This is a genomic window from Streptomyces sp. NPDC107538 (assembly GCF_055657445.1).
In genome coordinates this window covers 208,818-222,681 of the sequence record NZ_JBVKAY010000010.1, presented here as the reverse complement: position 1 = coordinate 222,681, position 13,864 = coordinate 208,818, and the positions used below count along the sequence as shown (strand labels likewise).

Sequence of the window (13,864 nt, the reverse complement as noted above, 5' to 3'; positions counted from 1 at the left end):
CGGAGGCGGCGCGATTTCGTTGACATGCCCAAAACACGTCCTTAGCATTCAGGAAACCGAAAGCGCTTTCTAGTCCTTGTGTGACGGGATTCCCCCCCAACCTCCTCCTCCCCCCACGAAAACCGGAGGCATTCCCATGAACTCACCGCGCAGGAAGGTGGTCGTCGCCGCGCTGGCGGCCGCGCTGCTCGCCGGACCCGGTGTCGCGCAGGCCGCCCCGCAGGCCGCGCCCGTGCCCGCGCAGCGGGCCGCGGCGGCCACCATCACCTGGACCCTCGTCCGGGCGAGCAACCCGACGGCGGATCAGCAGTCGGCGTACAACAGCATCACGGCCGCCATGAACGCGGCCGTCGCCCGCTACAACAACCTCAGCGACCTCGGCAAGACCCTCACCGTCCGCTACGAGCCGGGCGTCCCGACCGCCGACGGCAACATCAACGGAACCATCCGCTTCGGCTCCAACCGCAGCTACATGAACGAGCGGACCGCGCTGCACGAGATCGCGCACACCATCGGCGTGGGCACCAGCGCGGGCTGGTCGAGGCTGGGCGGCAGCGGCACCTGGACCGGTGCGCAGGCCACGGCACTGGTCCGGCAGTACGACGGGTCGAGCGCGAAGATCTCCACCGGGGGAGGCCACTTCTGGCCGTACGGGCTGAACTACGACAACGAGTTCTCCGGTACGGCCGCCGACCGGCATGTGCGGATCGTGTCCGCGATGGTGAGCGACGGGCTGTGACCCCCTTGGTGGCGGCGGTGGTTGGTGCCTGATGACAAAGGGCCCGACGGTAGCTGCGAAGTTGTGAGCATGGGGCGGTGGGGCCGCTCGCGCGGTCCTACCGTCCCCGCATGAACACGAGTCGTAGCAAGGGAAGAACGTGGCGTGGTGTCGCGCTGGCGGTGCTGCTGACCGTCGGGGCGGTCACCGGGGCCGCCCCGGACGCCCGGGGCCAGGACGCGCGGACCGAGACGGCCGTGGCGTCGACGAACCCGGTCGGCGGGGTCACCGAGACGCTGGTGCGGGTGCGAGCGCCGCTGCCGGCGTCCTTCGGGGCACGGCCGGCGGCGTGCGACTGGCTGTCGTATCTGCGCTACCGGTCCGCGGACGGACCGGCGGCCTCGGCCGACGCCGACCGGATCCTCGTCGCCCAGCCCGGCATCCTGGAGGGCGCCGGAGCCTTCGACAGCGTCGCCCGCAACACCGTCGCCCGCGCCGCCGAACAGGGACGGCACATCGAGTTCTGGGCCCTGGACCGGCGCTCCAACTGCCTGGAGGACCGCACCGGAGTGGCCTCCGGCGACCAGCACACGGCCGTCGACTACTACTACCGCGACAAACAGGTCGCGGGCCGCACCTTCGACGGGTACGTCGGCAACGGCGACCTGGGCTGGATGGCGGGGCTCGGGATCGAGCGGACCGTCCGCGACCAGTACGACCTGCTCACCGCCGAACTCCCCGACCAGCGCGTCCGCAAGGAGAAGGTGCTGTGCGGCGGGCACTCGCTGGGCGGTGTCATCACCGGGTACTTCGCGACCGCCGACTTCGACGGCGACCCCACCACCACGGCGGACGCCGGACACCGGCAGTGCGCCGGCTACTTCGCCCTCGACACGACCGTCTCCACCTCGCTCGCCGATCTCAGCGGCAGCATCCCGGACGACACCAACCTGCCCGACATCGGCCTCGGTTACGGCGCCGTGCAGGCCGGGCTCGACAGCGGACTGCTGTCGCGCACCCTGTCCGCCCCCGTGCTCCTCAACCCGGAGATGATGACGCTGCTCGCCATCGCCGGCGTGGGCGCGCTGCAGGACCCGGACGGCGAGGCCACCCTGCCGAACTATCTGCCCCTCAACACCAACATCGAGGTCACCAACCGCTTCCTGTTCTCCGAGGACACCGCCACCTTCCTCTCCGGCACCCCGGCGGTACGGGACTTCCGGCTCAGCAACGAGGCGATCCTCGGCGCCCTGATGGACGACCACTCCGTACCGCTGGCGTTCCTGCAGAGCAGCGTGGGCTTCTTCGACGGCGGACCGATCGCCGACAAGAACTTCCCCGTCGCCAACGGGAGCGCCGCGCAACCCGCCCTGTTCGGCAGCGAGTACAAGGCCATCCCCGACCGGCCGGGCGGCCCGCTCTACACCTGGCGGAACTACGACCGGGTGGGCGACGCCGACGACCCCGGGTACCGGTCGGCGGACGGCACCCCGTTCACCGCCGCGGGCAAGGAGGTCACCGACATCCAGGAGCTGGCCCGCAGCATGGCCCAGCAGCCGCTGGACTTCACCGAGCAGTACTTCCCGACCAAGCTGGTCACCGATCTGCAGCTCGCCACCTCTCCCCAGGTCAAGAGGCTGGTCGTCCACCCGGACGGGCTCACTGCCAACCCGACGCTCACCGTGCTCGCGGGCGACGGGCTGCTGGCGGGCCGGGTCCCGGCCGACCTGGACCCGGTGGTCGCCGACGGCTACCAGCACCTCGACGTGCTCACCGCCGCGCCGGTCCAGAACAACGGCCGTCCCGAGCCGGTCTCCACGAGCCTGACGGGCTTCGCGCGGGACCCCCGGTAGCGGGACCCCGGTAGTCGACTCCCCCTGAACCGTCGCCCCATGGAAGAAGGGCCCGGGAGGATCTCTCCTCCCGGGCCCTTCGCCGTCGCCCCGGCCGGCTCAGACCTTCGTCGCGGCGAAGGCCGCCGCCGCGTCGGCGTTGGCGGTGTAGCCGAGGTGGGCGCCCACGTCCGTGCCGCCGTTCTGGCAGATCGGGTCACCGGTCGCGCAGAAGTCGATGGTGCGGCTCTGGTAGACGCCGGTGACGCTCTTGCCGATGGCCCGGATCGGGTTGCCGAACAACAGCACCGCCGACACCTTCGGTTCGAGCGCGGCGGGGATGGTCGCCACGATGGGGCTGCCGACCACCGCGCCGTCGCTGCTGATGCCGATGGAGTTGTCGACGACGTTCGCGCCCTGCGAATAACCGACCAGAACGAAACGCTGGTTCGGACAGGAGGCGGCCTGGCTCCGGACATGGTTCACCAGGTCCGCGTTGCCCTGTGCGGCCGAGGTGAGCGACAGGTCCGCGGGATAGTTCACCTTGTAGCTGGACAGGGATTTGCCCGTGATTTTCTTCTGCAGCGCGGAATACACGGGGTCGCCGACGATGAAGCCGAGCGTGCCCGGCTCGAACGTGCCGCGAGCCGCGACGACGTCGATGTCCGTGCAGGCCGCGGCCATGGCCGTGGGTGCCGAGACGGTGACCAGTCCGGCCCCGCCGACCAGCGAGAGCGCGGCGAGACACAAGCGGATGCGCATGGGGAATCCTTTGAGGGTGGGGCGCTCGTCGAGCGCCTGTGGAAAGGACGTCCCGAAACTATTCGCTGCGTCAGGCCGAGTGTTATGGACAGGAATTCAGGAATCGCTTTTCTTTTTGCGCCGAGGTGAGTCCACCCCGGTATTCCTAGCCGCCGAAGGAGTCGTCGTCCCGCAATGCCTCCGCGCGCAGGGCGAGGATGAGGTCGAGCCGGGTGCCGGGGTCGTGCAGGGCGTCGCCGAAGAGCTTCTCCAGCTGGCGCAGGCGGTAGCGGACCGTCTGCGGGTGGATGTGGAGGCGGGCGGCGACATCGGGCACATTGCTGCCGCCGAGCAACCAGGCGAGGAGGGTCTCGGCGAGCCGGCCGCGCGGCCCCTCCGCGACCGTGTCCAGCGGGGCCAGCACCTGGGACCGCAGCTGGGCGAGCATGGGTTCGTCGCTGTGCAGCAGCAGCGTCGACAGATGGTCGGCGCAGCGCACCACACCCTGCCGGGGCAGGATGCCGCGCCCCATCAGCCCGAGCGCGCGGCTGGCCCAGCGCAGCGAACGCGCCGCCTCGGTGAGCGGCACGCTCGGGCCGATCGCGGCGGGCCGGCCGCGCAGCGCCAGCGTGAACGCCCGGCCGAAGCGGCCGGAACCGTCCGGGTCGGGCACCAGCATCCGCGGCGGCCGGGACTCCATGTCCACCAGCGCCCCCGCCGCCGCGAGCGGCCGGTCCGCCTCCCGCCGGTCCGTGGTCGCCGCCAGCGCCACGACCGCGACCTGCCGCGGCACCGACCAGCGGGCGCCGTGCGCCAGGTCCTGTACCGCCTCCGGGGCCACCGGCCCCTCGCCCAGCAGCAGATCGAGCAGCCGCCGGCGCCGCCGCTCCAACTCGTCCGTGCTGCGCAGCTGGGCCTCCGAGTATCCGGCGGCCGCCGCCTCGGCGACCTCGTGCACGGTCCGGAACGCCAGCTCGCCCAGCGCCGCCACCACGGCGGAGTCCAGGCCGAGCCGCTCCGCCGAACGGCCCATCAGACGCCAGGCGTGCAGGCCCCCGACCCGCAGCGCCGACTGCAACGAGTCCAGGCCACGGCCCTCCAGCGCCACGCCGCGCCCCAGCTCGTAGTACGTCGCGGTGATGGCCGCACTCGGGCCGCGCGGATCGGCGATGTGGTCGACGAACAGCGTCAGCGCCTGCACGACCCCCGATCGGAGATGCGCGCCGAACGCCTCGTCGGACGGCTGGGCGTACTCCGGGACCTGTCTGCGCACCTCCTGCTCCACCTCGTCGGCGACGGCCTCCAACTGGTCGCGCAGCAGTTTGGCCAGTTCGGGAGGTAACGGGACGGCGCCGGGACCGTCCGGTACGCCGTGCGGCGGGGTGGGGGCAGCCACGGCGGACCCTCCTTTCACCCGGAAGCGGCTCACCCGCGGGGCGGTGCCCGTGGGGCGAGGGACAACTCCTGGGTTGGACGGACGTCCCCTGCGCTCCGTTCCGTGCCCCGACGGCACCGGCCTCACGCCGGCACCCCCAGCGCACCGGCGAGCATCGGCCACGACGCGGTGAACTCCCGTTTCCAGTAGGCCCAGCTGTGCCCGCCGCCCGCGTAGAAATGGGTGGTCACCGGGACCCGCAGCAGCGCCAGTGTGTCGGTGAACGCGTGCGCGGACGGCCACAGCGCGCTCTCCAGCGCCTCGGGCAGCCAGTCGCCGATGCCGCCGACCACCCCGCTGCCGCTCGACACGTACAGCGCGGTGCCACGCAGCCCCGCCGCCCGGGAACGCGGGTTGAAGTCCCGCCAGGTGAGCACGTTCAGGATCGGGTTGCCCCACAGCGACAGGGGCGCCAGGTTCTCGCGGGCCACGATGGCGTCCATCAGGGTCGGCACGCCGGGCGCGGTCGTGTCGAGGATGCCGCTGTACGAGGCCGCCGCCCTGTAGGTCCCCGGGTGCCGGGCCGCGTGCGCCATCGCGCCGTAGCCGCCGGTCGAGACCCCGGCGACCACCCGGACCCCGGACGCCCGGTAGTCGCGGGCGAGCAGCGCCGGTACCTCGTCGACCTGGAACCTCTCGTAGTCCGGGCCGCCGCGCCAGACGCTGGGAATGCCGGTCGGCCCCGCGTCCGGCATCGCCACGATCAGCTCCCGGCCCGCCGTGAACGCCTCGATGTCCGTCTCCCGGGTCCATGACGTGTAGTCGTCGTGCGCGCCGTGCAGGAGATACAGCACCGGGTACGTCCGGGTGGGCTGCGTGCCGTAGGACGACGGAAGGATCAACCGGACCGGGGCGCTGCGGCCCAGTGCGGCGGACGGGAGGGAGACATCGAGGGTGCGGGGACCGAGGGGGGTGACGGAACCTGCTTCGACGGATCCGGTGGCGACGGATCGAGCGGTGGTGGATCGGGTGGTGGCCGCAGCGTTGCCCGTGGCCGTCGCGCCGAAGAGGGCGGCCAGGCCCGTGGCGGCGGCGGCTCTGGTGACGGCGCGACGGGACGGCGCGGGGGTGCGGCCGACGGGGTCGGCGGGGTCGACGCGGTGGGGGCGATGGGTGCGGTCGGGCATGGCGGCTCTCCTCGGCTCGGGTTCAGCGGTGGTCCTCGGCGGGCTCCCGCCGCAGCTGGGCGGCGATCTCGTCGACGTACGGCGGGTCGAGCAGCGACAGATGGTGCCCCGGGACCCGGACGACGGTCAGCCGCGGGCACACCTCGTCCCAGCCGAGCGCCTCGTCGTCCCGCTCGTACGCCGGGTCGCGCACGGTGTGCGGGGCGGGCTCCGTGGCCCGGTACAGCACCACCGGCCCGTCGTACCGGCCCGGCCGGTGGGCCTCGCCGATCCGCAGGTCCAGATAGGACGACCGCTGGTGTTCGAGGGCCGCCCGCGGCACGTCCGCCGCCTCGCGCAACGCCCGCAGCACGGTGTCGACGCGCTCGCCGTCGTCCTCCGTCGCGGCCAACTCGTCGTACGACAGGTCCAGTTCGACCCCGTAAGCCTCGGCGACATGGCGCGCGAAGCCGGTGAAGTGGGCGCGGATCCGGTCGGCCGGTGTGGCCTCGGGGCGGGGGAGCGGCCGGACGGAGTCGATGAGCACCACCTGGCACACGTCCCGTCCGGCGGCCGTGAGCTGCCGGGCCGCCTCCTGCGCGACGAAGCCGCCGAACGACCAACCGCCCAGCAGACAGGGTCCGTCGGGGTGCACGGCCGCCACCGCCTCGGCGTACCGCCGCGCCTTCTCGACGACCGTACGGTCCTCCGCGACCCGCTCCAGCCCGTACACCGGCCGCTCCCCGCCGAGCCGTTCGACGAGGGCCCGGTAGACGTCGGTGGTGCCACCGGCGGCGTGGACGAGGAAGAGCGGGGGGCGGGGGCCGGAGGGGTGGAGGGGGCGGAGGAAGGGGTGGTGGGAGCCGGAGACGGGGAGCATCCGCGGCCGGGGTGTGTTGTCGGCCGGGGCGGGTTCGCCCGCCAGCGCTCTCTGGATGCGCGACGCCGTGTCCTCCACCGTGGCGGCGCCCAGCAGGTCGCGTAGGGGGAGTTCGATGCCGAACTCGTGCTCGAGGGCGGTGCGGATACGGACGGCCATCAGGGAGTCCAGGCCCAGGTCGGCGAAAGCGGTGGCCGGGCCGATGCGGGCCGGCGGGTGCCCGGTGACGGCGGCGACATGGTGACAGAGGCGGGCGGAGACAGAGGGGGCGTGCGGGGTGGCACTCGCGGGCGAGGCGGGGGTCCCGCTCTGCTCGTAGGTCCCGCTCCGCTCGTGGGTCCGGCTCTGCTCGTGGGTCCGGCTCTGCTCGTGGGTCCGGCTCCGCTCGTGGGGCCTGTCGGTCGTGTGCCCCCCTTCGAGGACTGCCCCCGCCCGCCCGTCCGTCCACCAGTGCCGCACATGCCGCCAGCGGGGTCCGGGCAGGTCGATGACGCGGCCCGGCGGTGGTGGGAGCCGCAGCCCGGCGGTGTGCAGGGTGCCCAGCCGCGCCAGGAAGTCGGCGGAGGTGTCGGCGTCGCGGTGGAGGGTGCCCAGGGCGAGGACGCCGGGAGCGGTGTCCGTGATCGCCCGGGTGAGCACCGGGTGCGGGGAGAGTTCCAGGAAGGCGGCGTGCCCGTCGGCTGCCGCCGCGGCGACGGCCCGGTCCAGACGCACGGGCCGCCGCAGGTTGGCCGCCCAGTGCCCGGCGTCGAACACGCAGTCGCCGCGCGGGTCGTCCAGCACGGTGGAGTAGACGGGGATCTCGGGCCGCCCGCCCCGGATGTCGTCCAGCTCCGCCGTCAACTCCGCGAGAAGGGGCTCCACTTGCGGGGAGTGCCCCGCCCCGACCACGCGCATCGCCCGCGCCCCCCGCCCCTCCGCCTCCAGCCGGCGCACCAGACGGCCCACCCCCTCCTCGTCCCCGGTGACCACCTTCTGGCCGGGGGAGGAGTGCACGGCGACATGAACGCCCGGGAAGTCGCGCTCCAGCATGGCGAGTTCGGAGTCGTCGAGGTCCACCACCGCCATCGCGCCGCCCCGCAGTCCGCTGAGCAGCCGGGCCCGGACGGCGACCACGCGGGCCGCGTCCGCCACCTCCAGCGCACCCGCGCACACCGCGGCGGCCACCTCGCCCAGGGAGTGGCCGATGACCGCGGCGGGTTCGACCCCGTGCGCGCGCCACAGCTCGGCGAGCGCCAACTGGACGCCGAACAGCACGGGTTGGGCGATCTCCAGGCGGTCCAGGGAGCCACCGGACGAGAGTTGGTCGTAGAGGGAGATCCCGCACTCGGGGGCGAGTTGCGCGTCGAGTTTCTCGACAGCCGCGGCGAAGGCGGGTTCCTCGGTGAGCAGTCGGCGTCCCATGCCGGCCCACTGGCTGCCGTACCCGGAGAAGACCCACACCGGGCCGCGCCCGACGAGATCCCGGTCGTCCACCATGACCCGTGCGTGGGGTCTCGTCTCCGCCAACGCGCGCAGCCCGTCGGCGAGTTCGGCCCGGTCACCGGCCAGGACGGCGGCGCGCACCGGCCCTCGTCCCGTACGTCCGGCGAGCGTGCGCGCCACGTCGGCGGGGTGCGCGGCGCTTCCCTCGGGCGTGCCGAGCCAGTCGGCCAGCCGGCCGGCGGTGTCGCGGACGCGGGCGGCGTCGGTGTCGGAGAGGAGATGGAGGCGGGCCGGGGGTTCCTCGGCCGGGAGCGGCAGCAGGGCGCCGGGCCGCCACTCCTCCAGGACCGCGTGGGCGTTGGTGCCGCCGAACCCGAACCCGGAGACCCCGGCGGTGGCCGTACCGCCGTACCGGGGCCACGGCTCGGCCTCCGTCACGACCCGCAGCCGTCCGTCGTCCGGGAGGGAACTGCCCTCGGCGCAGTGCAGCGAGGGCGGGATCAGATCGTGGTGGAGGGCCAGGACCGTCTTCACCAGGCCGGCGACGCCCGCGGCGGACTCCAGATGGCCCAGGTTGCCCTTGACCGAGCCCAGCAGCAGCGGCTGGTCGGGGTCGCGGCCCGTACCGAGGACGGCGCCGAGCGCGCCCGCCTCGATCGGGTCGCCGAGCGGGGTGCCCGTGCCGTGCGCCTCGACGTGGTCGATGTGGGCGGGGGAGAGACCGGCCCGCGCGTAGGCGGTCGTCAACAGGGCTTGCTGGGCGGCCGGGTTGGGGGCGAGCAGGCCGTTGGAGCGGCCGTCGGAGTTGACGGCGGTGGCCCGGACGACGGCGAGGATCCGGTCGCCGTCCCGTTCCGCGTCGGACAGCCGCTTCAGCAGGACCGCCGCGCAGCCCTCGCCCCGCCCGATGCCGTCGGCCGCCGCCGAGAACGGCTTGCACCGGCCGTCCGGCGCGAGCGCGCCCGCCCGCCGGAACGCCACCGTGACGGTCGGGGAGAGCAGCAGATTGACCCCGGCGGCGATCGCGAGATCACTCTCGCCGGTGCGCAGACTGACACACGCGTGGTGCACCGCCACCAGCGACGACGAACACGCCGTGTCCACGGCCATGCTCGGCCCCCGGGTGTCCAGGACGTACGCCACCCGGCCGGCCGCCACGCTCAGCGCCCCGCCGGCCGGCGCCCAGGGATCGACTGCGTCCGGGGCGGCGCCGGTGAGCTGTCCGTACTCGGGCGCGGAGATCCCGACGAAGACACCGGTGGCGCTGCCCGCGAGGGACCCGGCCGGGACGGCCGCGTGGTCGAGGGTCTCCCGTACCACCTCCAGGAGGATCCGCTGCTGCGGGTCCATCACCGCCGCCTCGCGCGGGGTGATGTGGAAGAAGTCCGCGTCGAACCCGGCGACATCGTCCAGATAACCGCCGTACGGGAGCGCGTCGGTGGGCGGATACGGCGTGAAGTCCCGCCACCGGTCCTCCGGGACGCGCCGGATCGCGTCCACGCCGGCGAGCAGCGACCGCCAGTAGTCGGCCGGGCCGTGCACCCCGCCGGGCAGCCTGCAGCCGACGCCGACGACCGCGACCGGCTCACCCAACGTCATGGGCGCCACGGGGGCCGTGGGCTCCACGGATGGCATGGGGCCCACGGATGCCACGGGTGTCCTTGGCGCGGTCGCCGGGATGTCGTGCGCCGACGGACCGCGCAGCCGCGCCACCAGCGCGTCCCCCGTCGACGCCTCCCACAGCAGCGTCGGCGGCAGCTCACGCCCCGTCGCCCGCGACAACTCCCCGGCCAGCACGACCGCGTCCCGCGAGGACATCCCGAGATCCGTGAACGGCCGGTCCATGGGCACGTCCTCGGCGGCCGTACCGCTCCACCCGGCGACCCGCTCGGCGATCAGCCGCCGCAACGCGCCCTCGTCCCCGTCGGCCACCGGCCGCGACGGGGCGCCCTCGTCGTCCCCCACGATCCTCATCCCACGACCCCCATCGCGTAGGCGCCCGCCAGGTACCGTTCGCGGGTCAGCGCCCGTGCGACCTTGCCGCTGGACGTCCGGGGCACCGTGCCCGGCGGCACGAGGACCACGTCGGACAGCCGCAGCCCGTGCCGGGCGGAGACGGCCGCTCGCACGGTCCGTACCAGGTCGGGTACCTCGATGTCGGCGAGCGGCACGTTCCGCGGGTGCTCGGCGACGACGACCACCCGCTCCCCGCCGCCGCCCGGCACCCCGAACGCGGCCAGCCGGTCCCGCCGTACGGCCGCGTGCGCGTCCTGGACCGTGGCCTCCACGTCCTGCGGATAGTGGTTGCGCCCGTCCACGACGATGAGGTCCTTCAGCCGCCCGGTGACGATCAACTGCCCTTCCAGGACCGTCCCCAGGTCACCGGTCCGCAGCCACTCGCCCGGCCCCGCCGTGCCCTCCGCGAGGACGGCTCCGAAGACCCGCCGCGTCTGCTGCTCCTGGTTCCGGTAGCCGCGCCCCACGTTGGGGCCCTGCACCCAGATCTCGCCGACCTCGCCCTCCGCGAGCGCGGCCCGCGACACCGGGTCGGCGATCCGCACCCGCTGACCGGCCGGTGCGCCGCAGCCGGCCAGCAGCACGGCCCGTGGATCGTCGGGCCGCGCGGGCAGCGCCTTCCCGCTGGCCAGCGCGTCACGGTCGAGCGCGAACCCGCGCATCGGCCGCCCGGGGCGGGCGGCACTGACGAAGACGGTCGCCTCGGCCAGCCCGTACGACGGACAGTGCGTCTCCGGGGCCAGTCCCTGCGCGGCGAACGCGGCGTGGAAACGGTCGGCCGTGCCGGGGCGGACCGGCTCGCTGCCGTTGATCAGCGCGGCGACGTCGTCCAGCCGCAGCCCGGCCTTCTGCTCCTCGGTGACCGTGGCGACGCAGTAGTCGTAGGCGAAGTTGGGCGCCGCGCTCAGCGCACGCGGGTGCGCGGCCAGCAGCCGCAGCCAGCGCACCGGCTCGTGCAGGAACGCCACCGGGTCCATGAGCACCGACAACAGCCCCCGCACCACCGGCGCCGCGACACTCAGCACCAGCCCCATGTCGTGGTACAGCGGCAGCCAGCCCACGAAGGTCACCGGGTCCGCGTCGGCACCGTAGGCGGACAGCGCCTGGCGGGCGTTGGCGACGACGTTGGCGTGGGTGATCTCCACACCCGCCGGGGTGCGGGTCGAGCCGGAGGTGTACTGGAGGTACGCGACAGCGGTGGCGTCGTCGGTCGCGGACGGCGGCCGGTGGTCTTCGGCGGCGGTGTCGGGGATGTGGTCCACGGCGACGACGCGCACCGCCCGGCCCGCGCACACCTCCTGCACCTCGGCGAGGGCGTGGCCCGTGGTGACGACGACCGCCGGGCTCGCGTCGGCCAGTACCGCCGCCAGCCGGTCGTCCTGCCCCGGCAGACCCGGCGGATACAGCGGCACGGCCACCAGTCCCGCGGCCAGCGCCCCGAGGAACGCGGTGACGTACTCCGTCCCCTGCGGGCACAGCACCGCGACCCGCGCCCCCGGCTCGGCCTCCGCCGCCAGCCGGGCGGCCACGGCCCGCATCCGCAGGTCCAGCCTGCGCCAGGTCAACGTGCGGTGGACGCCCCGCGAGTGCGGCGCGGGATGATCGACGTAGGTGAACGCCCGGCGGTCGGGAACGGTCTCGGCCCAGTGCCGCACATACTCCGGCAGACTGCGGAACTCGGGCGCGAGCGGGGGGCGGCGGTTGTCCATCGGGCATGGCTCCTCACGTCGCGGGGACGGCTTGCGGGCGGAGAGGGGGCGGAGAGGGGGCGGGGGCGGGGCGGGTGGCAACGGCCGCGCGGGGCACGGCAGCCGGACCGGACGCGGCCGGTGCGACGGCAGGGCGCGGGGCCGGTCAGAGGGGGATGTTGCCGTGGCGGCGTTCCGGCATCGGGGCGCGCTTGCCGTGCAGGGCGCGCAGGGCACGGCAGATGTGGGCGCGGGTGTCGCGCGGGGCGATGACGGCGTCGACATAGCCGCGTTCGGCGGCGAGATACGGGGTGCCGTACGTCCCCTCGTACGCGGTGACGAGGTCGGCCCGCAGCGCCTCGGGGTCGGCCGCGGCGGCGAGTTCACGGCGGTGCAGGAGCCCCACCGCGCCCTCGGCGCCCATGACGGCGATACGGGCGGTGGGCCAGGCCAGGTTGATGTCGGCGCCGAGATGCTTGGAGCCCATCACCGCGTAGCCGCCGCCGTACGCCTTGCGCACCACCACCGTGACCTTGGGGACGGTCGCCTCGGCGTACGCGTACAGGAGTTTCGCGCCGCGCCGGATGATGCCGGCCTGCTCCTGGCGGACGCCGGAGAGATAGCCGGGGACGTCGGCGAAGGTCAGCAGTGGAATGCCGAACGCGTCGCAGAACCGCACGAACCGCGCGGCCTTCTCCGAGGCGTCGATGTCGAGGACCCCGGCGGAGTGCAGCGGCTGGTTGGCGACGACGCCGACGGAGGCACCCTCGACGAGCGCGAACGCGCAGATGATGTTCGGCGCGAACAGCTCCTGCACCTCCAGCAGTTCACCGTTGTCGACCACCGCGCGCAGCACGTCCCGCATGTCGTAGACCTGCCCGAGCCGGTCCGGCACCACGGTGTCCAGACACAGCCCCGAGGGCGCGGCCCCCGGCGCGTATCGCGGGGGCCGCTCCAGATTGTTGGCGGGCAGGTACGACAGCAGGTCCCGTACGGTGTCGAGGGCGTCCACCTCGTCGGCGGCGAGGAAGTGGGCGTTGCCGTTGACGGTGTTGCTGGTGCGGGCGCCGCCCAGCTCCTCGGCGCTGGTGCGCTCCCCGGTGACCGTCTCGATGACGTCGGGGCCGGTGACGAACATGTGCGAGGCGCCGTCCACCATCACGGTGAAGTCGGTGATGGCCGGCGAGTACGCGGCCCCGCCGGCGCACGGGCCGAGCACGACCGAGATCTGCGGGATCACCCCGGACGCCCGCACATTGCGGCGCACCAGCTCGGCGTAGAGGGCGAGCGAGGTGACGCCCTCCTGGATACGGGCGCCGCCGCCGTCGTTGAGCCCGATGACCGGACAGCCCGTCTTCAGGGCGAGGTCCATCAACGCGATCGTCTTCTCGCCGAACGCCTCGCCCATGCTGCCGCCGAAGACCGTGGAGTCCTGGGCGAAGACACAGACCTGACGGCCGTCGATCGTGCCGTGCCCGGTGGCCACGCCGTCGCCGTACGGCCGCCGGGCGGTGTCCCCGGTGGGCCGGGCCCGCACGAACAGGCCCGTCTCCATGAACGAGCCCGCGTCCAGCAGCAGATCGATCCGCTCCCGGGCGCCGTACTCCCCACGGCGTCTGGGCCCGCCCGACGCGACCGCCCGCGTCCGGCGGCCCTCCAACTCGGCGATACGGTCGGCGGTCCCGTCATCGGGTCGGCCGGTCGTCCGGTCGGCGGGTCGTTCAGGAACCGGCTCGGGGACACGGCTCGCCGTACGCTCCGCCACCTGCCTCGCCCGGGATGTCGTCACCTCTAGCGTCACAGCCACCTCCGAAGTGGCTTTCGAATATGGCAGCGCAGGAGGGCCGGACCGGGTCGATTCCCGTTCTCTGTGCGGGAGATGAGTCCCCAGAGGCCGCGGTTAGTCCGTGGGTGACAAGGGCCCGCGTGGTACCGGAACGGTTCCGGACGGATGGCTGTCATCATGCTTCACTTGAGGTTTCAATCATGCCAGGATCTCGGCGCCCGAGCACGCCCCACCGTC

8 protein-coding genes are annotated in these 13,864 nt (G+C 73.7%); 2 read left to right on the top strand and 6 right to left on the bottom strand.

Translation table 11 applies throughout. The features are described from left to right. Nucleotides 1-136: 136 nt before the first annotated feature. Nucleotides 137-739 carry a hypothetical protein gene (locus tag ACZ7MG_RS31250; RefSeq protein ID WP_471386644.1) on the top strand — a complete coding sequence of 201 codons (603 nt, stop codon included), beginning with the start codon at nt 137-139 and terminating at the stop codon, nt 737-739. Between the two features lie 110 nt (nt 740-849). After that, nucleotides 850-2,571: a hypothetical protein gene (locus ACZ7MG_RS31245; protein WP_471386647.1), complete on the top strand. Its 1,722-nt coding sequence runs from the start codon at nt 850-852 to the stop codon at nt 2,569-2,571. 99 nt (nt 2,572-2,670) lie between these two features. Here ACZ7MG_RS31245 and ACZ7MG_RS31240 read toward each other — a convergent pair whose 3' ends face one another. The 6 genes from ACZ7MG_RS31240 to ACZ7MG_RS31215 form a co-directional block, all read right to left on the bottom strand. After that, the gene (locus ACZ7MG_RS31240; RefSeq protein ID WP_471386649.1) at nt 2,671-3,312 is read right to left on the bottom strand and encodes a cutinase family protein; all 642 of its coding nucleotides are present in this window, start codon (nt 3,310-3,312) and stop codon (nt 2,671-2,673) included. A gap of 145 nt (nt 3,313-3,457) precedes the next feature. Next, nucleotides 3,458-4,687, bottom strand: a complete 1,230-nt coding sequence (locus tag ACZ7MG_RS31235) for a PucR family transcriptional regulator (protein ID WP_471386651.1) — start codon at nt 4,685-4,687, stop codon at nt 3,458-3,460. Between the two features lie 122 nt (nt 4,688-4,809). Continuing rightward, complete coding sequence (locus tag ACZ7MG_RS31230; RefSeq protein ID WP_471386653.1) at nt 4,810-5,853, bottom strand: alpha/beta hydrolase; 1,044 nt, start codon at nt 5,851-5,853, stop codon at nt 4,810-4,812. 22 nt (nt 5,854-5,875) lie between these two features. Then, complete coding sequence (locus ACZ7MG_RS31225) at nt 5,876-10,111, bottom strand: beta-ketoacyl synthase N-terminal-like domain-containing protein (protein WP_471386656.1); 4,236 nt, start codon at nt 10,109-10,111, stop codon at nt 5,876-5,878. Further along, the gene (locus ACZ7MG_RS31220) at nt 10,108-11,862 is read right to left on the bottom strand and encodes a fatty acyl-AMP ligase (protein WP_471386658.1); all 1,755 of its coding nucleotides are present in this window, start codon (nt 11,860-11,862) and stop codon (nt 10,108-10,110) included. The genes ACZ7MG_RS31225 and ACZ7MG_RS31220 overlap by 4 nt, the downstream gene beginning before the upstream one ends. 145 nt (nt 11,863-12,007) lie before the next feature. Beyond that, a complete protein-coding gene (locus ACZ7MG_RS31215; RefSeq protein WP_471387361.1) occupies nt 12,008-13,510 on the bottom strand; it encodes an acyl-CoA carboxylase subunit beta in 1,503 nt (500 codons plus the stop codon). Between the last annotated feature and the right edge of the window lie 354 nt (nt 13,511-13,864).

Coding starts and splice junctions, on each gene's coding strand:
- ACZ7MG_RS31250 (WP_471386644.1), top strand. CDS start 137: ATGAACTCACCGCGCAGGAAGGTGGTCGTCGCCGCGCTGGCGGCCGCG.
- ACZ7MG_RS31245 (WP_471386647.1), top strand. CDS start 850: ATGAACACGAGTCGTAGCAAGGGAAGAACGTGGCGTGGTGTCGCGCTG.
- ACZ7MG_RS31240 (WP_471386649.1), bottom strand. CDS start 3,312: ATGCGCATCCGCTTGTGTCTCGCCGCGCTCTCGCTGGTCGGCGGGGCC.
- ACZ7MG_RS31230 (WP_471386653.1), bottom strand. CDS start 5,853: ATGCCCGACCGCACCCATCGCCCCCACCGCGTCGACCCCGCCGACCCC.
- ACZ7MG_RS31225 (WP_471386656.1), bottom strand. CDS start 10,111: ATGAGGATCGTGGGGGACGACGAGGGCGCCCCGTCGCGGCCGGTGGCC.
- ACZ7MG_RS31220 (WP_471386658.1), bottom strand. CDS start 11,862: ATGGACAACCGCCGCCCCCCGCTCGCGCCCGAGTTCCGCAGTCTGCCG.